Below are 22,355 nucleotides of genomic sequence, written 5' to 3' on the forward strand. Positions count from 1 at the left end.
AGCCTTTGACTTATAATCTTAAATTAAAATGAAGATACTTGATATACTTACTTTTCGCTTGCTTCAAGACGCTTACGAGCTTCAACGATTTCTTTTTCAGCCTGTTCTACACCAGCCCAGAAATCTCCAGGAAGTACTTCCTTGCCTGGCTCCAAAGCCTTGTATTGCTCAAAGAAATGCTTAATTTCAGCTTTATGATACTCACTTACATCATCAATATCTTTAATATCATCAAAACGAACGTCTGCAGGCACGCACAAAACTTTGTCATCTCCGCCAGCTTCATCAACCATGTGATACAAGCCAACTGCTCGGCACTCTACTACACAACCTGGGAACACGGAATTTGGAATCATAACAAGAGCGTCAAGTGGATCACCGTCTTCACCTAAAGTTCCATCGATGTAACCGTAATCATCTGGATATCCCATAGAAGTGAAAAGAGTACGATCCAAGAATACGCGACCAGTTTCATGATCTACTTCATATTTATTCTTAGAGCCACGTGGAATTTCCACAACAACGTTAAATGTTTCAGCCATTTTTCCTCCTTTAGCGCTGGCAATAATATTTTCCTTCCTACTTTACCGCGCGCTAAAGAGCACAAAATAAATATGAAAATTACTTGCACTAAAATAGATAAAATCTCATAAATTACTATAGAAAAATTTTGCGAAAAATAAACAAATATAACGCATAATTTCGGCATTATTACATACAATATTCGTACATAAAATTAAGACACGCTTAACTCTCAACAGTGTCTTAATACGTAGTTATTATCATTCTGATTTTATCAAAAATACTACTTTAATAAGAAGTACAACGAATCGAATTGCAGGCATGATGGCAAAAGAAAAAACAGGCATGAATCCTGTTATTCCTAATACAGATATCGCCTTTTTAAAACAAAACAATGCAACTGAAAAAGAAGGCAGACTTTCAGAAACCAACGTATTCACTGCTCGCAATAATAAACTTAATAATTCCATTGATGACTCTCATAACTATTCAATAAACACATCAAACAACTTGAACAGTAACTCGAATATCAACTCAAAAAATGGGTCAAAAATCGGCTCAGATAACAACACGCAAACTCACAATTCTTCAAAAAGAAATCCAGCAATTGATGGATTGCGCGCTTTAGCAATCATAGGAATAGTTGCATTCCATCTAAGACCAGCAATGTTACAAGGCGGATTCTTAGGAGTCACGCTATTTCTCGTGCTTGCAGGATATTTCAGCACAATAACGCTATTGCACTTATATAACAAAGATTTACACATACATTATTTCAAATATTTATGGAATCGAATTAGGAGAATTTGGCCTTCAACTTTAGGAATTATTGCATTAAGCGCACCATTCTTATGGCTATTTTCACCAAGCTTATTGCCAAAATTGCAATCAGACGCGCTTGGCGGCGCAGGATTCTTTAGCAATATGATGTATGTTCTACGTCATGTTTCTTACTTTGATCAAGCTGGATTACCTTCTCCTATTAAACATTTATGGTATCTTGGTCTTGTAATGCAAGCATTCGTAATATGGCCAGTTATATTACTAGCGCTTATTAAGTTTGTACGTTCAGCATTTATTCGCATAAATTTAACAATTCTTTTAACACTTGCTTCAACTGTCACAACTGCAATTATCAGCTTTATTTATGGCGATGGAATGACAATTGCACGCGTTTACTACTCTTTGGATACAAGAGGATCTGAATTCTTAATTGGCGCATTATTTGCCATGTATTCTACGTGGTTCTCTAAAGGCTCTATAAGAGGATTTATTGCAGATTCCTTCACGTTTATTTTCTCAAATAAAGAACGCAGAAAAGCACTTATTGACGCTCAAGAAAGTGTTTATAACGAAGGTCAATATTCATCTAAATCAGAAAACGATTTAGAAAGAGAATCCGCAAACGAATCAACTGAGAAATTTACAAACGAATCAATTGACGATAATAGCGAATCAAGCTACAAAACGTACAATTACGACTTAGAAAACAATATTCCTCAAGATTTACGTGCTGGTCTACAAATAGATCTTTGCGAACAACATGAAGAACAAAACTCAGATATTGATATTAAAGAGTTACCAAAAAACGTTTTCAGTTCAAAACCACATATACACACTTACGCTCCACTAGCATCGTGGATTCGTTCAATCATAGGAATATGCGCTGTAGTTATATTAATTTACGCATATGTTATGGAAGATGGCACAACTCCATGGCTTCCTTACGGAGGATACACACTAGTAGCATTGCTATGCGCAATAATGCTGTGGGCATGCTTGCAAAAAGATAATTTATGCTACAAAATTCTTGGATTCGAACCATTTGAATACCTTGGAAAACGCTCTTTCGCACTATATTTAGTTCATTTCCCTCTTTTTGAGATTCTTAATCCTGCAACGCGCACAAGCTTGGCATCATGGTGGGAACAGATACTACAATTCTTATTAGCAATTGCAATTTGCGAAGTATTCTATCGCATATTTGAAATGCCGCTAATTAAGCACAAATTCTCTCTGAAAGAAGCTAATACATTAGGCTCAATAGACTCAACTATGAGCACAAATAAAGTAACGTTCGCTATTCGAGATGTTTTCATAGTAGTTTGTGCAGCGATTACAGTTGCGCTAATTATATTGCCACTTAATTGGAAAGATATTGCAAAAGAAAGATCTTTGCAATTAAGACCTGAACTATCTGCAAACATAAGCAATATACAAAATAACGAAAAATCTAATGATTCAAACAAAGAGAAAAGCAATTCACAATCTAAAAATTTGAATAATCGACATAGCAACACAATTTTCAAAGGAAAGATTGAAAATATTAAAAAGATTTCTGGATTACCTCATCCAGCTAAACATAAAGTCCTTAATCCTATTGCAGAAAAAGTGCCAGAAAATCTGAATACTTCCAATATGGAAATAGATAAGAAAAAAGGAACTTGCTCTGCAAAGCTAACAATGGTTGGAGATTCAATTACTGAAGGAGCAAAACCTTATCTTCTCAAAGAATTGCCTAACGCATTCATAGATGGAAAAGTTAGCCGACAAATATATCACGGCGCAGACACTTATGAAAAAGATGCATCAGATGGGCATAAAGGAGATGTAGTTATTTACGCTCTTGGTACAAACGGATTGCCAAGAAACGACTCAGTACTCCAGCATATGGTAGACGTAGCCAAAGGTAAGCCAATCTACTTTGTAACAACTAGAGTTCCACAACCATGGCAAGATGCTACGAATTCCAGATTGCGTGATTTTGCTTCACGTAATCCTAATGTTGGAATTATCGATTGGCATGGGTTAAGCAATGGCCATTCAGAATATCTAACAGATGATGGCGTACACTTAACTCCAGTCGGAGGTCCACATTACGCTCGCATGATTCGTCTTGCAATATGCGGAGGATGATTGCGTAAATAAAACTATAGGTTTATTTACAGGATTTTCCTATCAAATGGGGCTGAGCTCTCGGAGTTTCTCTCATCGCAAGATTTTTACATTGCTCTAAGAGAAACTCCGAGATCTCTTTGCATGTTTAGTCTTTTAATCTTCGGTTAATCACTGAGATTTTTCGATTTTTCTTCTTCATTCGATGAATCACCATCGGGCTGCGAATCGACTGAGATTAAAGCTGCATAGCGCGCTTTAAGCTCCTTCGATGAGTGAGCTGGCACAGAGAGGAAGTCCAGTGGACTTCCCTGCCAGCGAAGTGTTGAGCTGTTACTGCGTGCGCGATAAAAAATTGCACTAAAAATCTCATTCAGGGCGAAAAATCTTAAATCTCTGCCTAACTAATAGCAAAGCATACTTTGTAAATAAACCTATACAAAAATTTAAAAATCAAATAAATGCATATTTAACTGCAAACTACAAGCTAAGTTTTGAGCAAAATCATAAAGCGCGTGTGAAAAATATCATCACAACATTACGATAGTGAATATGACTGAGTTGAGGACACAATGCAACAATACAGAATCTAATAACGATTCCGTAGATAAAGCATTAACATGGCATAATCCATTGCGAGATCCTAGAGATTTGCGATTAGCTCGCATCGCAGGCCCATGCAGTTTAGTAATTTTTGGTATTACAGGCGATTTAGCGCGCAAAAAACTTATGCCAGCAGTATACGATTTAGCTAATCGCGGACTTTTACCGCCAGGATTCGGACTTACTGGTTTTGCTAGACGCGATTGGACTGATGAACATTTCGTAAATTTTGTACGAGAAAATATTCAAGAACATTGTCGCACACCATTCCGCGAATCTACGTGGACAAATCTTGCGAAGGGAATACGATTTGTACGCGGAACTTTTGATGATTCACAAGCTTTTGAACGTTTAAGTAAAACAGTAAGCGAATTAGATAGAGATCGTGGAACTCGCGGAAATCATGCATTCTACATGTCTGTTCCACCATCTAGCTTCCCAGTAGTTGCAAAACAACTAGCAGCTTCCGGACTCTCTCATTCTTCTAATCACGCATGGAGAAGAGTGATAATCGAAAAACCATTCGGGCATGATTTAGCAAGCGCTAAAGAATTAGATCGCGTTGTATCGGAAGTTTTCGATCCTAATTCCGTGTTCAGAATCGACCATTATTTAGGAAAAGAAACTGTACAAAATCTTCTTGCATTTCGTTTTGCAAACTCAATGTATGAACCAATTTGGAATGCAAATTACGTTGATCACGTGCAAATAACAATGGCTGAAGATATCGGCATAGGTGGCAGAGCTGGATACTACGATGGTATTGGCGCTGCTAGAGATGTAATACAAAATCATTTACTCCAACTAATGGCATTAACAGCTATGGAAGAACCAGTTAGTTTCCGTGCAGGAGATTTAACTGCAGAAAAAACGAAAATATTATCCGCAATTCGACTTCCACAAGATTTAGCTACAAATACAGCTCGCGGACAATACTCTGCAGGATGGCAAGGATCATATAAAGCTGTTGGATATTTAGAAGAACAAGGAATCGATCCGAAAAGCACTACTGAAACATATGCAGCAGTGCGATTAGATGTTGACACTCGCAGATGGGCTGGAGTTCCATTCTACTTACGCACAGGCAAACGCTTAGGTAAAAGAGTTACAGAAATTGCTGTAATTTTCAAAAGAGCACCACATTTGCCTTTTGAATCTACTGCTGTACGTGAACTTGGAAGTAATGCAATTGTGATTCGCGTTCAGCCAGACGAAGGCGTAACTATGAGATTTGGAGCAAAAGTACCAGGCGGAACAGCTATGGAAGTACGCGATGTGTCTATGGACTTTAGCTATGGTCGTTCGTTTACTGAAAGCTCCCCTGAAGCTTATGAACGCCTAATTCTTGATGTACTTCTTGGAGAACCACCACTTTTCCCAACGACTAAAGAAGTTGAATTGAGCTGGAAAATTCTCGATCCTATTGAAGAATTCTGGAGCACTCTTGGAACACAGCCTCAACCATATCGAGCTGGAACTTGGGGACCTAAACAAGCAGATGATATGCTTGCTCGAGATAATCGACATTGGAGATTGCCATGATTATTGATCTTCCAGATACGAATACAAGCAAAATTGCGTCTAAAATAGACGAACTTCACGAAGAGCGAGGAGAATCCGCAACTGGACGTGTGCTCACTTTACTAATTGACACATCACTTAAAGAACTAGAACACGCTTTAGGTGCAGCAAACGCAGCAAGCAGAGAACATCCTTGCAGAGTTATTGCAATAGTTCGCGATTGGTCTAGTGAACACGCTGATGAACGAGGAGAAATTATACCAAATCTTGATGCTCAAGTACGTTTCGGCGCAGACGCTGGAGCTGGAGAAATAATTATCTTATACCCTCATAATGGTTTAGTTAGACACCCAGATACTCTTGTTATACCTTTGCTTGTTCCAGACGCTCCGATTGTTGCTTGGTGGCCAACTAATGCACCAGAAGATCCTGCACATGATTTACTTGGAGCTATGGCTAGTAGTCGAATTACTGACGCACAATACTCTGAAGACACTATTAAAACTGTGCAAAATTTGCGCAAAAACTGGTCAGCAAACGATGTAGATCTTTCTTGGACACGCCTTACTTTATGGCGAGCAATGTTGGCTTCTATGCTAGATCAGCCACCTCACTTGCCTATTTTGAAAGCAACCGTAACAGGACCTAATCACTATGTTCCTTTGCATTTGCTTAAGATGTGGCTAAAGATTACTTTGAATGTTCCTGTTGAAAGCATAGAAACACAAGACGCAAAAGCAATCACTTCTGTAACACTAGAGCGGGAAGATGGAGTATTGTCACTGATTCGACCAGACGGAAGCGATCAAGCAATGATTAGCTTGCCAGGACAAGCAGCACAACCAATTGCTCTTCCTATTCGCACTTTAGATGATTGCCTAAGTGAAGAATTACGAAGAATCGACCCAGATGAAATTTATGCTCAAATTGTTAAAGCAGACTGCAATAGATAGATCTAGATAAATCTAGATAGATAAACCGATCGATAGATAAATAAATAAATCAAAATAAAGTAAAATAAATCAATAAATCAATAAACATAAAGAAGAAAAAACAATATAAAGTAAACAAGGCAAACCATGACAGACGATGTTAAATTCTCTCATAATGCAATCGTATATGGATATGATAATCGTGAAATACTTGCAGCTGTTGCAGCACAACGATTAGTTACGATTATTATGGATTCACAAAATAATGTGCAAAATCTTAATAAACCATTCCATTTACTTCTTACAGGCGGAACTGACACTATTCGCATGTTCCGCATGTTAGCAAGCAATCCTCTTCTTCCTGCAATCAATTGGAATTTAGTTCATATTTGGTGGGCAGATGAACGCTTTGTATCTTACGATAGCGAAGATCGAAACGCGCTCAAAGCTCGCGAAACGCTTCTTAACTTGCTTACTTCTAACAAAGCTTTATCAGAATCTCATATTCACGAGATGCCTTCAGATGAACGCAGTGCGGAAGAAATCTCGAATGCAAGTGATGCTGAAAATGACGCTATTTTAGATTCTGCATCACGAGAATACGAAGATGAGATTGTTGGCTTATTAGGAGAAAAACCTGTTTTTGATTTAGCTGTGTTAGGCATGGGGCCTGACGCTCATATGGCATCCCTTTTCCCAGGATTGCCGCAAGTTAATAATCGCGAGCGCATTGTTGTTGGCGTAAACCACTCGCCTAAGAACCCGCCAATGCGATTGTCGCTTACTGTTCCAATATTGGCACGAAGTCGCAAGACTTGGTTTTTGACTGCTGGAGTCGAAAAAAGTGTTGCTTTAATGAATGTACTTTCTGAAAATGACAACCCAAAATATCCTGCGTCTTTCGCTAACGGAACAGACGAAATCTCTTGGATGACAACAGCAGAAACACTGCAAGCTGCAATTCAATAATCGCATAGATTTCACAACGCTTAGCGAAAATCTTAAAAAAGCAAATTATGTTGGCGCAATTGCGGAAATATCATGTTCGAAACATGGCGCAATTGGGAAAATTGACCCATAAAAACATGGCGCATTTGCGAAAATCTGCTTGACAAAACATGGCGCAATTGGGAAAATCTTTATAAAACTGGTGAAATATCAAGGAAAACTGCACTCAGCAACAATTGAACGAACCCAGCACAAATTTACAATCCAAGTTGTAAAAGGTACTATAAGGCAAAAAGAAAGCGTCACACGCAGAATAATAACGCATGTGACGCTTACGCAAGAATTATTTTTAGATTATATTTGTTTTAATCTTGCTTTACTTCTGGGCGATTAGGCTCTGCCCACAAAGTATGGAATACTCCTGGCTCATCAATACGACCGTAAGTGTGAGCGCCGAAGAAATCGCGCTGAGCCTGAATAAGTGATGCAGGCAAACGCTTGGAGCGCAAACCATCATAATAAGCTAGCAAGCTTGAGAATGCTGGCACAGGCACACCATGCTCAACAGCGCGAGAAATAACTCTACGCCAAGCAGATTGAGATCGCTCAATAGCTTCCTTAAAGTAAGGCGCAAAAAGTAATGAAACACTGGCTTGCCCAGACTCAAAGGCTTCAGAAACACGATTCAAGAATTGCGCTCGAATAATGCAGCCACCTCGCCAAATGCGAGCAACTGCAGCCTGATCAATCTTCCAATTGTGCTCAATCGCCGCTGCAGCAATCTCATCAAAACCTTGTGCGTAAGAAACAATCTTAGAAGCATACAAAGCTTGACGAATATCTTCAATAAAAGCTTTACGCTCATCATCATTAAAATCAAAATGCACGTCCGGACCAGTCAAATCTTGGCTTTGCGCAGCCTTTCGCAAGTCAACTTGACTTGAAAGTCCACGAGCAAACACAGCTTCAGCAATACCGGTAACAGGTATTCCGAGCGAAAGTGCAGATTGCACAGTCCAAGTACCAGTACCCTTCATTCCAGCGTGATCTACCATCATTTCAACCAAAGGCTTACCAGTTTTAGCATCTTTCTGGCGCAAAACATCAGCTGTAATTTCAATCAAATAAGAATCAAGCTCGCCTTTATTCCACTCACTAAATACGTCAGCAATATCGTCTGACTTCATGCATAAACCGCGAAGCATTAAATCGTAACTTTCAGCAATAAGTTGCATATCTGAATACTCAATGCCATTGTGAACCATCTTCACAAAATGACCAGCACCGTCAGTACCAATATGCGTTACACAAGGCTCACCTTCTGCAACAGCTGCAATCGACTTCAAAATAGGACCAAGAGTTTTCCAAGATTCCTCAGTGCCACCAGGCATCATAGAAGGTCCACGCAAAGCACCTTCTTCGCCACCAGAAACACCGCAACCAACATAATGAAGACCGCGAGCGCGAATGTCACGCTCTCTACGAATAGTGTCTTCAAAATAAGAATTTCCGCCGTCAACAATAATATCTCCAGGCTCCATAGCATTCGCAAGTTCTTCAATAACAGCATCAGTAGGAGCTCCAGCTTTTACCATAATTATTGCAGTACGTGGTCGTTTCAAGGATGCTACAAATTCTTCAACAGTTTTAGATGGAACGAATGCACCCTCACTTCCATGCTCGTTCATTAAAGTTTCAGTTCTAGAATAATGACGATTGTAAACAGCAACAGTATTGCCATGATGCGCAAGATTACGCGCTAAATTAGAACCCATAGCTGCCAAGCCAACAACGCCAATATTTGCTTTAGCTTGAATTTCCGTCATTTTGTACCTCTATCTTTTGATTATCTATGACTGTTTTATTGTTTTATGACTGTTTTATCTTTTAACACTTAACCAATCAAAATGCACGTTTTAAGTTTATCTACCTATGTGCACAAGATAAAGCATGTGCACAAGATAAAGCACATATTTAAAGATCTAACAGGAATCGCAATTTTGTGATAAAGATTACATTTTTAGTTTTGATAGAATAGCTCAAATTCCGCATAAATCTTATAAACACGCGCATTTACAAAAATTAAAAAATACTAAATATAGTGATTGACTACACAACACACCACTATAAATAGTGTTAATTGGTAGTAGACTGTTAAACCGTGCTCAGAAACAAAAGCACCAAAAGGAATCTTGAACCTAAAACTAAAAAACTCAAATACATGCAGCGAAGGGAGAAGAATCGTGACTATAACAGTTTTCACAAAGCCACATTGCCCACAATGTGATGCCACGAAACGTCAATTCACTAAACTTGGCGTAAATTTTGAAACAGTAGACTTAACTCAAAGCCCTTCAACATTAGATCAGTTGCGTGAAGCAGGATTTCGACAAGCGCCAGTAGTTATTACACCAGATTCGTCTTGGAGCGGATACCGCCCAGATTTAATTGCGCAAATTGCAGACAAACTCGAAAATTGCAATCAAGAATCAGAAAAAATCCAAGAAGCATAAAATGAGCGAGCAAGAAGAACAAGAAAACATCGCACAGCCAAGCGAGCCAGAAGCAAAAGCAAAAGGCGAATCAATTGGCGCAGTAGTGTATTTTTCATCAGTTTCCGAGAATACATTGCGATTTGTAAAAAATTGTGATTTCCCTAGCAGCAACGTAAACGTGTATCGCATACCACTTAGGCCGAAAGATCCAGAACTAAACGTGCGCGAACCATATGTGCTAATAGTACCAACTTATGGCGGAGGAAATATATCAAAAGCAATCCCAATACAAGTTCGTAAATTCTTAAATAACAGAGAAAATCGTTCTTTTATTAGAGGTGTAATTTCTTCCGGAAATACGAATTTCGCAGAAGCTTATTGTGCTGCAGGAAGCCAGATTGCAGGAAAGTGTGCAATTCCAAATATGTACTCGTTTGAATTAACAGGAACTCAAGAAGATATTGAAAAAGTAGCGAATGGAATACCTAAATTTTTAAAGCAATTAAAAGAAACGAAATAAGCAAGCAATAAATAAAAGCATCAAATAAATAAATAATAAAAAAAAAATAAAAATAAAAATAAAAAACAGCAGCGTTTAAAAAGTAAGCGCAACGCGTAAAAGAAAGGAATCAATCAAATGAATAGCACAGATCCGATGAGCGAATCTACTTCGCTTAATCTTGATCACACTGATACCGCAAGCATTGAATCCGATGGTAGCACAACTGGTAATAGCGCTAACAGCACAGCGCAGAGAATTCAAAACAGCCACGACTACCACGTTCTTAACGCTATGCTCGGTCTTTTTGATCCAGAAAAAGGCATTCAGTTTGATAAAGACAAGGAAGCAGAAAAGCTTTACATTTCGGATTATGTGCAAAAACATAGCATGAAATTTAATTCCACTCGTGAACGCTTGAATTATTTGATTGACAACTACTACTACAACGGCAATGTGTTCGGCAAGTACAGCGATGATTTCCTTAACAAGTTCTATGAGCATGCAGAATCTGCTCACCACACTTTTGGCACATTCTTAGGCGCTTTTAAGTTCTATACTTCATACGCTTTGAAAACTTTTGATGGCAAGCAGTATTTGGAAAACTTCGCTCAGCGAGCAGCTGCCGTTGCATTGGAACTTGCAGACGGTGATGAAAAAGCAGCACTGAACTATTTGGATGAGATGCTTTTAGGTCGCTTCCAACCAGCCACACCAACATTCCTAAATCTTGGTAAAGCTCAGCGCGGCGAGGCTGTAAGCTGTTTCCTTGTGCGCTTGGAAGATAACATGGAATCTATTGCTCGTGGAATTAACTCTGCTTTACAACTTTCTAAGCGCGGTGGCGGAGTGGCTCTGCTACTTACGAATTTGCGCGAACTTGGCGCTCCTATTAAGCGAATCGAGAATCAATCTAGCGGCGTTGTGCCTGTTATGAAACTTTTAGAAGATTCATTCTCTTACGCTAATCAGCTTGGCGCTCGTCAGGGAGCTGGAGCTGTATACATTAGCGCTCACCACCCAGATATTATGCGTTTCCTGGACACTAAGCGCGAGAACGCTGACGAGAAAATTCGTATCAAATCACTTTCTTTGGGCGTTGTAATTCCAGATATTACTTTTGAGCTCGCTAAGCGTAAAGAAAAGATGGCTTTATTTAGCCCTTACGATGTTGAACGCGAGTATGGTAAGCCTTTTGCAGACATTTCCGTTACTGAACATTATGATGAAATGGTTGCAAATCCTCGCATTCACAAGAAGTACATTGACGCTCGTGAATTCTTTATGACGCTTGCTGAGATTCAGTTTGAATCAGGCTACCCTTACATTTTGTTTGAAGATACTGTCAATCGCACGAATCCTATTGAAGGTCGCATTACTATGAGCAACTTGTGCTCTGAGATTTTACAAACTCAGGAAGCAAGCACTTATAACGCAGATTTGACTTACAGTCACGTAGGTCGCGATATTTCTTGCAATCTTGGATCGCTTAATATCGCTAAGGCGATGGATGGAAACTTGAGTGCAAGCGTTGAGCTTGCTGTGCGCGCACTCACTTCTGTCTCCGAGCGCACTTCGATTGATTCCGTTCCTTCAATTCGCCGTGGAAATGCTGAAGGCCACGCAATCGGCTTAGGTCAGATGAACTTGCACGGTTTCCTTGCTCGCGAACACATGCAATATGGCAGCGATGAAGCTCTTGACTTTACAGACATGTACTTTATGACAGTTGCTTACAACGCTTATAAAGCTTCTCACGCTTTGGCTGTGGAGCGCGGTCACGCTTTTGCAAGCTTTAAGACTAGCGCTTACGCTAAGCCTGCAGGCAAAGGCAACTACTTCGATAAGTACACTAACGGAAGCCGCTCGCTCGAACCTAAAACTCAAACAGTTCGTGATTTGTTTACTCGTTTTAACGTTGCAATTCCAACCGTCAGCGATTGGGAGCAGTTGCGCGATGAGATTTTGCGCGATGGCATTTACAACGAGTATTTGCAAGCTATTCCTCCAACTGGTTCTATCTCGTACATTAACCACTCAACGAGTTCGATTCACCCGATTGCTTCGCGCATTGAGATTCGTAAAGAGGGCAAAGTTGGTCGCGTCTACTACCCTGCAGCTTACATGACGAATGACAATATGCAATACTTCAAGGATGCTTACGAAATTGGTTGGAAGGCAATTATTGACACTTATGCGCAAGCAACTCAGCATGTGGATCAAGGATTGTCACTTACTTTGTTCTTCCCAGACACTACTACTACTCGCGATTTGAACAAAGCTCAAATTTACGCATGGCGTAAGGGTATTAAGACTCTTTACTACATTCGTATTCGCCAGAAAGCTTTAGAAGGTACGGAAATTGAGGGCTGCGTTAGCTGCACACTATAGTGCGTAGCGCAAAAATCTTTACGCTGTAAATCTATCTATGACAATAAATCTTAGAGCTATGAAGATTTACGCTGTAAATCTTAGCACCGTAAATCTTTAAAAGATTAAATCAAAACTTAAAAATTTTATAAAACGTAAACACAAAATCAGGAGTAATTATGACAGAACTCAGCCCAACCGAGCTCGCCCCAACTGCGCTCGACCCAACTGCGCTTAGAAGTAGCCTCGATAAGCCTTTTGGCACAAATCGCATAATCGCAGATGACGCTATGATGGCAGCTTCCATCACACCAGCTCAGTATCGCTACCATCACGGATCGCGCGTGCGCCCAGTTAATTGGAACAATATTATTGACGACAAGGATTTGGATGTTTGGAATCGCCTTATAGCTAACTTCTGGCTTCCTGAAAAAGTTCCTCTGAGCAATGATATTCCTTCTTGGCGCTCACTCACTGACCTTGAGCGTAAAACCACTACTCGCGTTTTTACAGGCTTGACTTTGCTTGATACCAGCCAGGCAACTATTGGTGAGCTTTGCCAGATTGAGCACGCTCGCACTGAGCATGAGCAGGCTATTTACACAAATATTGCTTTTATGCAATCAATTCACGCACGTTCCTACTCCTCTATTTTCTCTACTCTTTGCTCTAGCGAGGAGATTGACGAAGCTTACCGTTGGGCTGTTGGAAACGATGTTTTGCAGCAGCGCGTTACCACTGTGCTTTGCGAGTATGAAAGCGAAGATCCGCTTAAGCGTAAGATTGCTGCAACTATGCTTTCGTCACTTCTTCTTTACGCAGGATTCTATTTGCCACTTTACTTTGCTTCTCGCGGTAAGATGATGAATACTGCAGACATGATTCGCTTGATTTTGCGCGATAAAGCAATTCACGGCTATTATTCAGGATACAAGTTCCAGCGCGGTTTGGAACTTAGGAGCGAGCGAGATCAGAAGAATCTTGAAAAGTTCACTATGAACTTGCTCGACACTTTGTACGATTTGGAAGTTGAGTATTCTGGTCAGATTTACGAAGGATTTGACTTCCACGATGACGTTTTTGACTTCGTGCGCTATAACGCTAACAAGGCTTTGATGAACCTTGGATATCCAGCAAAATACAGCGAAGAAGAAACTCATGTAAGCCCGGAAATTCTCGCGGCTTTATCTCCTGCTGCAGACGAAAATCACGACTTCTTCTCTGGATCTGGCTCAAGCTACATTATGGGCAAGTCAGTTGAAACTGATGATGATGATTGGGATTTCTAGTCGCTAACCAGTAGTCGCTTAGTTGCTTAATTACTTCGTTAATTAGTTAATCAGTTAATCACTCAGGTTGCTTATGCACTTTTCATAAGCAACCTCTTTTTTATTTAATTATTTAAGAATATTTCCGTTTTGGAACTATTTTAAATATCCGCGTACTTATGGAGTTATCGTGGCAAAAATTGCAAAAATCGCAAAATCTGCCACGATAACGCACAGATTATTTATTCTAGTTTTCTAAAAAATCTGCTTATTTTTAATAAAATCTGCAATATTTACGTGCTTAATGCCGTTACGTTTTTGTATAAGTGAATCCATGGTCATAACATATTTTTCATAATTATCATGAATAGCTTCTAAAGCCCTATACTCGCGGTCTTCTGTTTGACGACTCAGCAAAATCGTATAAGCTACTTGCGCGTAAGAATAATCCATATCTGCATTGCGCAGAATGAAATCACACTCCAACTTTCCAATACGACCAACGCTTATAGAGTATCCAAAGCTTTTAGCGTATAAGTACACAATATTTTCCAAAGTAGGACCATAGTTTATGCGATTATCCGTATTGAGAGAGTAATAAAAACTTAAATCTGCTAAGTAATACTTCTTTTCTCCGCAAAGAGCACGTTTTGATTTCATGTCGAAACGTGGGCATTCATAAATGATTTTCGCATCCAAAAGAACACGAATATACCTTGCTAAAGTAGTACGACTTATAGCTAATCCATTCTTCTTTAAAGATTCGCACAAGCTATTGATACTAGTCGTAGCGCCAAAATTGTTAATAATATAGTTACGTACAGCTTCAAATGCTTGCGTATCTTTAATTTTTACTCGAGTTTTAATATCTTTATCAAAAATTTCTTTAATAACATTACTTACATACGTTCGCTTGTCACTCATATTATCTATGGCAATAGTACGAGGGAAACCACCTTCGAGAATATAATTATTAAGCTCTTTACTAATGTCGGAATCTACTGGTTTATCATAGAATTTTTTGAAATCTTCATACTCGTCAAAACTTAGCGGAAACATCTCAAATTCAAGATATCTTCCAGTTAATTTTGTTGCTAATTCACCACTTAGCAAATAGGAATTGGATCCCGTTATAAAAATAGAATATCCGCCTTCTTCTCGAAAGCCGTTTAATACTTCTTCAAATCCTTTAACATTTTGTATTTCATCTAGAAACACGTATTTTAAGCCACTAGTATTAGTAAGTTTTTCTATAAGAAAGTCAAGCTGATCGGCTGATTTTACGTTTCTGTATTCGCGTTTATCAAGATTTATATAAATAATATTAGATTCTGGAACTGGATTACTTCGTTCTTTAAGCTCATCAATAATTGTTCGCATAAGACTTGATTTGCCACATCTGCGAATTCCGGTAATCACTTTTATAAGATCGCTATCATCGTAAAACGCGCGAATTTTGCTAAGATACTTTTCGCGGCGATACAGTTTTTCTTGATTCACGGTCATAGCAAAATCCTTTTACAAGAGCCAAACGCCTTTTTCGTATTGGCGTATGAGTTATATTATATCGCAAAAACCGAGTTATCGTGGCAGTTTTTGCTAATTTTGCAATTTTTGCCACGATAACTTGTTATTTTGTAATAATTGTGTACACAATGGTGCTACTTTGGTATTACGTTGGGTGCTGTAGGTCTGTTATAATAAAGCAAAGCATGAATAACAAATTTATGATTTTGAGCTTAAAGGAAACGACATGACTTCTACAAAAACAGCTAGAACAGGCAGATTAAGTGTAAGAGTTAATCCAGAAATACGAGATAGTGCATCGCAAGTTCTTGAACATTATGGTCTTGATATGAGTTCAGCAGTCAACCTATTCTTGTATCAGATTGTAAATACGCAACGTTTCCCATTTTCACTTGAAAGTTCTACATATGAGCACGCTATTGATGAAGCTATGAAAGAAAAACCAATAGCTGCAGGCACTGTAGACGATTTTGCTGAGCTGATGCGCAATGCCTAAACCGCCATTTTATAGTCCAATCTATCTGCGAGATGTTAAGAAATATAAGCAGAAGCATTACGATATTGAGCAAGTAATCAATATTGTGAGACTTATTTGCAATGGTGCAGATTCTCGCGAGCTTGCAACTTATAGAGATCATATTCTTAAAGGCTCATACAAAGGCGTGCATGAATTGCATGTGTCTGCAGATGTTCTACTGTTGTATCAAGTTAAAGAAGATTGCATTATATTTCTACGCTTAGGATCTCACGACGACTTATTCTAGTTAGCAAAAACTGCCACGATAACGTGCGATTGCGTTGATTATATTGAAAAATAATATAATTTAGATTATTATAATTACGATTATAATAATCGCGATTATAATAACTTGAGTGCAATTTAGGCAGCTATAAGATGCACTGAAAAATATTGCAATTATCGGCATAGCAGCAGGTGGAATATGGTTTTTGTCGGCAGGAAAGACGAGTTACAGGTACTTGAAAAACTGTATGAAAACAGTAAGCACTCGTTCCAGATGGCAATAGTTTATGGTCGAAGACGAATAGGAAAAACTTCGCTTATTTCACAATTTTGTAAAAATAAGCACGCAATACTTTTTACTGCTCGCGAGCAAACTAATATTGAGAATTTGCGCGATTTCTCTCGCACTGTATATGATTTCTTCAATCTCCCCGCAACTACAGGATCATTTAACAATTGGAACGATGCTCTTGATTTTATTGCACAACAATCTAACAACGCAGATCAGAACGCTTCTCAATCTCCACTTATTCTAGTTTTCGATGAATTTCCTTACGCAGCTCAAGCAGATAAATCCTTAGCGTCAACATTCCAAATTGCGATAGATCATAAATTTAAGAATGCAAACATGACTCTTATTTTGTGTGGCAGTAACGAAGGATTCATGGAAAGTGAAGTGCTTGGTAAGAAGAGTCCGCTTTATGGAAGACGTACAGCGCAGGTTCGCTTGCAACCATTTAATCTTTTTGAAGCAGCTGAGCTTATGCCAAATAATGCTACTTGGGAAGATAAAATCAACTATTTTGCATCACTCGGAGGAACACCATACTATATTGAGCAGTTGGATGATAATTCTACGTTTGCGGAAAATCTTGAGCAATTATGCTTTAACATTTCAGGAATTTTGTACGCTGAACCAGACATGCTTATGCGCCAAGAATTGCGCGATCCTTCAACGTACAATAGTGTGCTAAATGCCCTCGCTACGGGATGCAATACTCCGACTTTAATATCGGATCGTATTGGATTGCCAGCTACATCAGTGAACGTGTATTTGAAAACATTAGAAGGACTTGGGCTGATTGAAAGAAATATTCCATTTGGCATGAATCCACTTAATTGTAAAAAAGGATCATGGCAGATTTGTGACCCATTTTTTGCGTATTGGTATAGGTTTGTTGCTCCTAATAAAGGATTGATTGAACGCGGACTTTCACACGCTGCCGCAAGTAGCGTTCTTGGTGGTGAGCATGAAGTGTTTAGTGCTTTTGTAGGTCAACAGTTTGAGAAAATGTGCGAACAGTGGATTGTGCACCAATGCAAAATTGGTGGAATGGACTTTTTGCCAACTAAGTTAGGTAAATGGTGGGGTGCCGATCCTTTTGCTCGTGAACAAACTGATATCGATATTGTTGCGCAAGACGATATTAACAAGCAACTTCTTATTGCAGAATGTAAGTGGCGTAATAATCTCAACGAAGCTGAAACAGTGAGCAAGTTGTTGCAGCACGCAACTTTAGTTGAGAATGCAAAAAATCGCGACTATAAGAAAATATTTATGCTTTTTACAAAGTATCCAACTTCTTACAATCCTCGTCATGCTAAAACAAGCATCAACTTCGTAGACGCACAAACAATGTTTTTTAACTGATTACTCAACAATAGTTACGTAACTATAGTTACACGCAATAGTTATGCGACTATATCGCGTAAACCGTAATCGCACGTTATCGTGGCAAAAATTGCAAAAATCGCAAAATCTGCCACGATAACTCGTTTTTGTATTTTATAAGTCCTGTAACGCAATTCTTTTATCTTCTGCAGACTGCTTAGATGACTTATCATCTTTCTTAAGAGAATGCGCATAGCGAATAAGACTTCTTGCAATAAATAACACTAATACGCATATAGCAAATACAATAAGAATGTCAATTATCGGACCAAATAATGCATAGCTCATGATTCATCCTTTCTTTTTCTATATTCATTTATGAGTGTTCGAGCTGTGTCAACATCGTATTTATCGTCAATAGCAAGACTCTTTACTAAAAGAACGAACGTGTCTTCTGGTTCATTGTCGCTTATGCGCAGTTTTTCAATGAGCCTGTTAAGCATGATTCTCATCGTTGGGTAAGAGACTTGATACATTTGCGACATTTCTTTTAACGATCCAGACGATAATACAAAGTTCTTTATAAACGACATGTCTTCGTCTGTGAGATTAGCCATCCATCTTGGAATATGATCCATATCACCCCTTTCTTCAGCCTATAAACTTTAATTAAATTAAACTTTTATTAAAAATATTAAAGTCACTGTATGATTTTGTCAAGAATAAGCATGAGAAATATGATACAAAGCGACATTTTTATGTCGCCAAAATTGTCGCTTTGTCGCCAGCGCAAATAATAGAGATACGCAATAAATGGCGAGAAATCAACATTTATGATAACCTCATAAAAATAACGCGACATTTTTATGTCGCCAATGGGTACAAAATTTAGTCATTTTGCTTAGCATTAAGAACGTTCAATAAGTTTATAATTTCATCGAGTACGCTTGAAAATGTTATTCCTTTCGTATAGCTATATTTTTTCGAATAATTTTGCCACTGCCGATTTTGCCTTATTCACAGTAGCACTTCCAGTGTTTGCTTAACTTTATTGGATATATTCATTTTTGTTGCATACTCATGAAGTTTTATAAGATCTTTCCCGTTATACTTACTATAAGCTTGAAGAGTTTTAACAAAGAGTTCAGAATCAATGCTGTTTCTGTTTATTATAAAATCACAAATAATACGTTCAAAATCATAGACACGTACTTCATTCCCCATTGGGGTAGCCGTTTTAGTAACGCCTAACTTGCTATACAATCTTGAAACCCAATGAATAGCTAAATTTGAGGGTGGATTATTAAAACGATATCCTCTAGGAACGCTTACTTCAAAATGTTGTGGAATTTCATCTGTAAAACCTTGAAGATAAAGAGCTGAAACATAAGAGAATACGGCCTGTGGATAACGATATTGAAAGAAGTAATATTCGTCATAATCACCATTGGAAGAGAGAAAAATCCCCCTTTCAATTCGATTAAGAACACCTTCGTCTTTCAAACGAGTTAAATATATAGTTGGAATATCTAATGTTTTACAATCCTTGTATGTAATTATTCCATGATTATTATCTAAATAGTTAAGGAGTATCTCTTTGTTTGACACAATAGCCTCACTTCTGTTGCTTTCATACTAATATTTTATATTTTTTGTAGTGTAAAAGCAACAAAGAATTGCAACGCTATATTTTTTTTAAGCACGTTATCGTGGCAAAAATTGCAAAATTAGCAAAAACTGCCACGATAACTCCATAAGTACGTCTCTACTTAAAAATAATTCCAAAACGGAAATATCCTTAAATATTGATTGTTGGAAACATACAAACTGCTAATAGTAAAAGTTTTTAAAAGTTTTCTAAAAGCACTATCGTTAAAAATAGGTACGCCTATTTGTGTAGATAAAATCTGCACGTTAGTATGTTGATAATTTACAAAACAAGAATCACGAGTAGGTGCTTATTATGACTAATCCTTTGCGCGGTATACGAGAAGAGGATATTGTTGAGTACTTTAAAGCGCATAATCTTTCAGTTGGTAAAACGTATGTGCTTACTATGAAGTACGACCCTTGGTGGAAAGATTTAATCAAACTATTTTTATTACCTCGATTATTCTATGTAGCGCAAAGCGTTGATGCGCGTATTGTTGCCGCCACTGATAATGAGTTTATTGTTGTTAATCCGAATGCCATTTTAGGCTCGGGCAATCTAGCTAAATTAGACGATAAGCATCTTCATCGCATTACGTGGAATCAACTCACTAATTTTGAAGTTATAAATAAGCCAACAACTCAAATAATTCGCTTTACTGTCAATAGTAAAACCGAAGAATGGAGTGTGCCAACGGAAAGTGCTAGCGTATGGCACTTTAATGTGTACAATCTTGATAATTTGAGAAAAACAATACAATCGCACATCTCTTGATAAGTGGATTCCCAAACAAGATACCATATATTGTATGAACACTACTTACGCAATTGTTGATAATGACACGCTTGTATTGCGATATATGCAACTTCTTCTAAAAAGTCGTTTGCCTGAAAACTTTGTTTGTGCATGGATGTGTTCTTCTGCAAAACAAGCTATTCATCGTTGCGTTACAGAAAATACTCCTGACGTACTTTTAGTAGATATGTCAATGAGGGAAATGAGTGGCGTTGATGTAATTAAAGCAATTCGCGAGCGCAATAGCAATATTGTTTTAATTGGCATTACTTCCTACATGTTAGATGAATACGTATTGCAAGTTGCTAAGTCGGGTGGTCAAGCGTTAATACATAAAGACAATTTATCAGACGTAGTTGCAGCTATACAATCGCGCACAACAAGCTATGGGTGTCCAGAATTGCCACAATATATTGACTATTTTCACACTCCGCAAGAATCATTTAATATGATTTCTCAACTTCCGAAGACTTCAGTTTTGTCTCCTCAAGAATCGGAAATTATGCGCTTGTGCAAACAGGGGTATTCTACGAAAGAGATTGCAGATCAGCTTAATGTGAAAGTTTCAACAGTCAACACGCATTTACGGCGTATTTATGGAAAACTTCACGTCCGAAGTCGAATGCAGGCGCTTGCTGCGCTCGCAAAATATTCGCATGACATATAACGTGTAAGAAATTAACGTGTAAAAGTAGGTAGTTATGAAATTATTAACGCGTATGATCAATTTTTTGCCGCATGATGCTTGGCAGAAAATTGGAATTGGTGCAATCATAAGTTGTACTTTGATTCTTGAAATTTGTTTCTATAATAATCTTCATTACTACTCTAATTGTCATGCAATTGCGGTTGAAATAGTATGGATTGTAATCTGCTTATGCATTGCAATATGGCCTCGTAAAGCATCTTTTATTGTGCTTATTTGGATGCCGTTGGTAATTATTGCGCCAAATATCAACTATTCATCTATGATGCTTACCATATTGATTTGTTTGGCAATTGCTGTAATTACTCAACCTTGGTACACAGCGCTTTCTTCTTGCGGGGTATCTTCATGGTTATTTATTATATGCGATTTTCAAAACGCTTATGTGTTGGGGTGGTGGCTTCTTATCACTCTTATTTCTAGCGCAATTGTAAAATACTATATTTCTACTATTCACCAGCAACAGGAACAGTTATTTGCACAGCGTTACAACGTTTTTCAAAAATATACCACTATTGCAGCAATTCGCATGCACGATGAAGTAACTAATGAGCTTTCCAGCATTATGATAATGGCACAACAATCTATTGAACCTCAAACAACTCATGACCAAGAGAATGAAAATTCGCGAGAGATTCTTCAACGTGCTACTACAACTGTTCATAGAGCACGTAATATTATTTCTCTTCTTGACAATGCTGCAACTGCAAGCACTGGCGATGTTATGCAATCGACTACATGTTATAAAGATTTTTGCACAGGCTTACGTGTTTTATTTGACTGTGAACAAAAGTCATTTGAAAAGCTTGGTTATATTGGTTCCATTGATTTGAGTAGTGATTTAGCTGCTGAAGATTCTAGGTCAATCCATTTGCCTTTTGAAGAATGTGCTCAAATTGAATATATTTGCAGAGAACTGCTTGCGAACGTAAAAAAGCATGCTGCAAAGCCTAAAGAATACGCTATGAATGTAATGCTTAATGACCATGAATGTCATATTACGTGTATAAATAGTGCGCAACGCGGTATTCTTGCTAACTTGCAATTAGGATATGGACTGCGTTTTCATAAGATGCTTGCGGAACAAGTTGGCGGAACTTTTAAAGTTATTGAAGATGGCGATTCGTGGATTATTAATGTACACGTTCCACTTCATGTAGAGAAATAGCCATTGTGCAAGAATAACTTATTGTACTTTCTTGCGCTTTAATCGAGTACTTAGATCTATTTCAATCGAGTATTTGGATGCGTTCTTGCGAAACAGATTCA

20 protein-coding genes are annotated in these 22,355 nt (G+C 38.2%); 14 read left to right on the top strand and 6 right to left on the bottom strand.

What is annotated here, in order from left to right; genetic code table 11:
- Positions 1 to 47: 47 nt before the first annotated feature.
- The gene (locus tag HXT27_RS01555; RefSeq protein WP_075523834.1) at positions 48 to 542 is read right to left on the bottom strand and encodes an inorganic diphosphatase; all 495 of its coding nucleotides are present in this window, start codon (positions 540 to 542) and stop codon (positions 48 to 50) included.
- 301 nt (positions 543 to 843) lie between these two features.
- Between HXT27_RS01555 and HXT27_RS01560 the strand changes: the two genes are divergently transcribed.
- The 4 genes from HXT27_RS01560 to pgl all read left to right on the top strand — a co-directional run bounded on the left by HXT27_RS01560 (position 844) and on the right by pgl (position 7,442).
- Positions 844 to 3,438: an acyltransferase family protein gene (locus HXT27_RS01560; protein ID WP_233186139.1), complete on the top strand. Its 2,595-nt coding sequence runs from the start codon at positions 844 to 846 to the stop codon at positions 3,436 to 3,438.
- Between the two features lie 531 nt (positions 3,439 to 3,969).
- Positions 3,970 to 5,562, top strand: coding sequence for a glucose-6-phosphate dehydrogenase (gene zwf, locus HXT27_RS01565; protein ID WP_233186138.1), 1,593 nt, complete (start codon positions 3,970 to 3,972; stop codon positions 5,560 to 5,562).
- Positions 5,559 to 6,494: a glucose-6-phosphate dehydrogenase assembly protein OpcA gene (locus HXT27_RS01570; RefSeq protein WP_103043421.1), complete on the top strand. Its 936-nt coding sequence runs from the start codon at positions 5,559 to 5,561 to the stop codon at positions 6,492 to 6,494. Before zwf ends, HXT27_RS01570 begins: the two co-directional genes overlap by 4 nt.
- Before the next feature lie 126 nt (positions 6,495 to 6,620).
- A complete protein-coding gene (pgl, locus tag HXT27_RS01575) occupies positions 6,621 to 7,442 on the top strand; it encodes a 6-phosphogluconolactonase (RefSeq protein WP_422113182.1) in 822 nt (273 codons plus the stop codon).
- A 344-nt stretch (positions 7,443 to 7,786) separates the two neighbouring features.
- Here pgl and gndA read toward each other — a convergent pair whose 3' ends face one another.
- Positions 7,787 to 9,247, bottom strand: coding sequence for an NADP-dependent phosphogluconate dehydrogenase (gene gndA / locus HXT27_RS01580; RefSeq protein WP_422113183.1), 1,461 nt, complete (start codon positions 9,245 to 9,247; stop codon positions 7,787 to 7,789).
- Between the two features lie 417 nt (positions 9,248 to 9,664).
- On the opposite strand from gndA, the gene HXT27_RS01585 reads away from it, so the two are divergent.
- The 4 genes from HXT27_RS01585 (at position 9,665) to nrdF (ending at position 14,074) form a co-directional block, all read left to right on the top strand.
- Positions 9,665 to 9,934, top strand: coding sequence for a glutaredoxin domain-containing protein (locus HXT27_RS01585; RefSeq protein WP_075523838.1), 270 nt, complete (start codon positions 9,665 to 9,667; stop codon positions 9,932 to 9,934).
- 1 nt (position 9,935) lies between these two features.
- Complete coding sequence (gene nrdI, locus HXT27_RS01590; RefSeq protein WP_075523839.1) at positions 9,936 to 10,436, top strand: class Ib ribonucleoside-diphosphate reductase assembly flavoprotein NrdI; 501 nt, start codon at positions 9,936 to 9,938, stop codon at positions 10,434 to 10,436.
- Positions 10,437 to 10,553: 117 nt separating this feature from the next.
- Positions 10,554 to 12,806, top strand: coding sequence for a class 1b ribonucleoside-diphosphate reductase subunit alpha (nrdE, locus tag HXT27_RS01595; RefSeq protein WP_422113184.1), 2,253 nt, complete (start codon positions 10,554 to 10,556; stop codon positions 12,804 to 12,806).
- A 158-nt stretch (positions 12,807 to 12,964) separates the two neighbouring features.
- Positions 12,965 to 14,074 carry a class 1b ribonucleoside-diphosphate reductase subunit beta gene (gene nrdF, locus HXT27_RS01600; protein ID WP_082266300.1) on the top strand — a complete coding sequence of 370 codons (1,110 nt, stop codon included), beginning with the start codon at positions 12,965 to 12,967 and terminating at the stop codon, positions 14,072 to 14,074.
- 234 nt (positions 14,075 to 14,308) lie between these two features.
- Here the strand turns inward: nrdF and HXT27_RS01605 are convergent, their stop codons facing one another.
- Positions 14,309 to 15,559 carry an ATP-binding protein gene (locus HXT27_RS01605; protein WP_075523840.1) on the bottom strand — a complete coding sequence of 417 codons (1,251 nt, stop codon included), beginning with the start codon at positions 15,557 to 15,559 and terminating at the stop codon, positions 14,309 to 14,311.
- Between the two features lie 247 nt (positions 15,560 to 15,806).
- Between HXT27_RS01605 and HXT27_RS01610 the strand changes: the two genes are divergently transcribed.
- From HXT27_RS01610 to HXT27_RS01620, 3 genes are all read left to right on the top strand, one after another.
- Positions 15,807 to 16,076 (top strand): type II toxin-antitoxin system RelB/DinJ family antitoxin, encoded by a 270-nt coding sequence (locus HXT27_RS01610; RefSeq protein ID WP_075523841.1) that lies wholly within the window; start codon positions 15,807 to 15,809, stop codon positions 16,074 to 16,076.
- Positions 16,069 to 16,344 (top strand): type II toxin-antitoxin system YafQ family toxin, encoded by a 276-nt coding sequence (locus tag HXT27_RS01615; RefSeq protein ID WP_012913985.1) that lies wholly within the window; start codon positions 16,069 to 16,071, stop codon positions 16,342 to 16,344. Before HXT27_RS01610 ends, HXT27_RS01615 begins: the two co-directional genes overlap by 8 nt.
- Before the next feature lie 177 nt (positions 16,345 to 16,521).
- Entirely contained in the window at positions 16,522 to 17,973 is a 1,452-nt protein-coding gene (locus tag HXT27_RS01620; protein WP_103043414.1) for an ATP-binding protein, read from the top strand.
- Between the two features lie 135 nt (positions 17,974 to 18,108).
- On the opposite strand, the gene HXT27_RS01625 is transcribed toward HXT27_RS01620, so the two are convergent.
- From HXT27_RS01625 to HXT27_RS01635, 3 genes are all read right to left on the bottom strand, one after another.
- Positions 18,109 to 18,282 carry a hypothetical protein gene (locus tag HXT27_RS01625; protein ID WP_103043413.1) on the bottom strand — a complete coding sequence of 58 codons (174 nt, stop codon included), beginning with the start codon at positions 18,280 to 18,282 and terminating at the stop codon, positions 18,109 to 18,111.
- On the bottom strand, positions 18,279 to 18,572 hold the full coding sequence (locus HXT27_RS01630; protein WP_075523844.1) for a DUF2089 family protein: 294 nt from the start codon (positions 18,570 to 18,572) through the stop codon (positions 18,279 to 18,281). Before HXT27_RS01630 ends, HXT27_RS01625 begins: the two co-directional genes overlap by 4 nt.
- A gap of 379 nt (positions 18,573 to 18,951) precedes the next feature.
- Positions 18,952 to 19,542, bottom strand: coding sequence for a type IV toxin-antitoxin system AbiEi family antitoxin domain-containing protein (locus HXT27_RS01635; protein ID WP_075523846.1), 591 nt, complete (start codon positions 19,540 to 19,542; stop codon positions 18,952 to 18,954).
- A gap of 355 nt (positions 19,543 to 19,897) precedes the next feature.
- Between HXT27_RS01635 and HXT27_RS01640 the strand changes: the two genes are divergently transcribed.
- From HXT27_RS01640 to HXT27_RS01650, 3 genes are read left to right on the top strand one after another with little or no spacing between them, the layout of a single operon-like run.
- Entirely contained in the window at positions 19,898 to 20,359 is a 462-nt protein-coding gene (locus HXT27_RS01640; RefSeq protein ID WP_075523847.1) for a hypothetical protein, read from the top strand.
- Positions 20,360 to 20,393: 34 nt separating this feature from the next.
- The gene (locus tag HXT27_RS01645; RefSeq protein WP_103043412.1) at positions 20,394 to 21,047 is read left to right on the top strand and encodes a response regulator transcription factor; all 654 of its coding nucleotides are present in this window, start codon (positions 20,394 to 20,396) and stop codon (positions 21,045 to 21,047) included.
- 34 nt (positions 21,048 to 21,081) lie between these two features.
- Entirely contained in the window at positions 21,082 to 22,254 is a 1,173-nt protein-coding gene (locus HXT27_RS01650) for an exodeoxyribonuclease V (protein ID WP_075523849.1), read from the top strand.
- Positions 22,255 to 22,355 lie beyond the last annotated feature (101 nt).

This window comes from Gardnerella bivia (assembly GCF_049262715.1).
In the GTDB taxonomy this organism is placed as follows: domain Bacteria; phylum Actinomycetota; class Actinomycetes; order Actinomycetales; family Bifidobacteriaceae; genus Bifidobacterium; species Bifidobacterium vaginale_A.

Bases quoted from the DNA above. Each gene is read 5' to 3' on its own strand.
- HXT27_RS01555 (WP_075523834.1), bottom strand. From the start codon at position 542: ATGGCTGAAACATTTAACGTTGTTGTGGAAATTCCACGTGGCTCTAAG.
- HXT27_RS01560 (WP_233186139.1), top strand. From the start codon at position 844: ATGATGGCAAAAGAAAAAACAGGCATGAATCCTGTTATTCCTAATACA.
- zwf (WP_233186138.1), top strand. From the start codon at position 3,970: ATGACTGAGTTGAGGACACAATGCAACAATACAGAATCTAATAACGAT.
- HXT27_RS01570 (WP_103043421.1), top strand. From the start codon at position 5,559: ATGATTATTGATCTTCCAGATACGAATACAAGCAAAATTGCGTCTAAA.
- pgl (WP_422113182.1), top strand. From the start codon at position 6,621: ATGACAGACGATGTTAAATTCTCTCATAATGCAATCGTATATGGATAT.
- gndA (WP_422113183.1), bottom strand. From the start codon at position 9,247: ATGACGGAAATTCAAGCTAAAGCAAATATTGGCGTTGTTGGCTTGGCA.
- nrdI (WP_075523839.1), top strand. From the start codon at position 9,936: ATGAGCGAGCAAGAAGAACAAGAAAACATCGCACAGCCAAGCGAGCCA.
- nrdE (WP_422113184.1), top strand. From the start codon at position 10,554: ATGAATAGCACAGATCCGATGAGCGAATCTACTTCGCTTAATCTTGAT.
- nrdF (WP_082266300.1), top strand. From the start codon at position 12,965: ATGACAGAACTCAGCCCAACCGAGCTCGCCCCAACTGCGCTCGACCCA.
- HXT27_RS01605 (WP_075523840.1), bottom strand. From the start codon at position 15,559: ATGACCGTGAATCAAGAAAAACTGTATCGCCGCGAAAAGTATCTTAGC.
- HXT27_RS01610 (WP_075523841.1), top strand. From the start codon at position 15,807: ATGACTTCTACAAAAACAGCTAGAACAGGCAGATTAAGTGTAAGAGTT.
- HXT27_RS01615 (WP_012913985.1), top strand. From the start codon at position 16,069: ATGCCTAAACCGCCATTTTATAGTCCAATCTATCTGCGAGATGTTAAG.
- HXT27_RS01620 (WP_103043414.1), top strand. From the start codon at position 16,522: ATGGTTTTTGTCGGCAGGAAAGACGAGTTACAGGTACTTGAAAAACTG.
- HXT27_RS01625 (WP_103043413.1), bottom strand. From the start codon at position 18,282: ATGAGCTATGCATTATTTGGTCCGATAATTGACATTCTTATTGTATTT.
- HXT27_RS01630 (WP_075523844.1), bottom strand. From the start codon at position 18,572: ATGGATCATATTCCAAGATGGATGGCTAATCTCACAGACGAAGACATG.
- HXT27_RS01640 (WP_075523847.1), top strand. From the start codon at position 19,898: ATGACTAATCCTTTGCGCGGTATACGAGAAGAGGATATTGTTGAGTAC.
- HXT27_RS01645 (WP_103043412.1), top strand. From the start codon at position 20,394: ATGAACACTACTTACGCAATTGTTGATAATGACACGCTTGTATTGCGA.
- HXT27_RS01650 (WP_075523849.1), top strand. From the start codon at position 21,082: ATGAAATTATTAACGCGTATGATCAATTTTTTGCCGCATGATGCTTGG.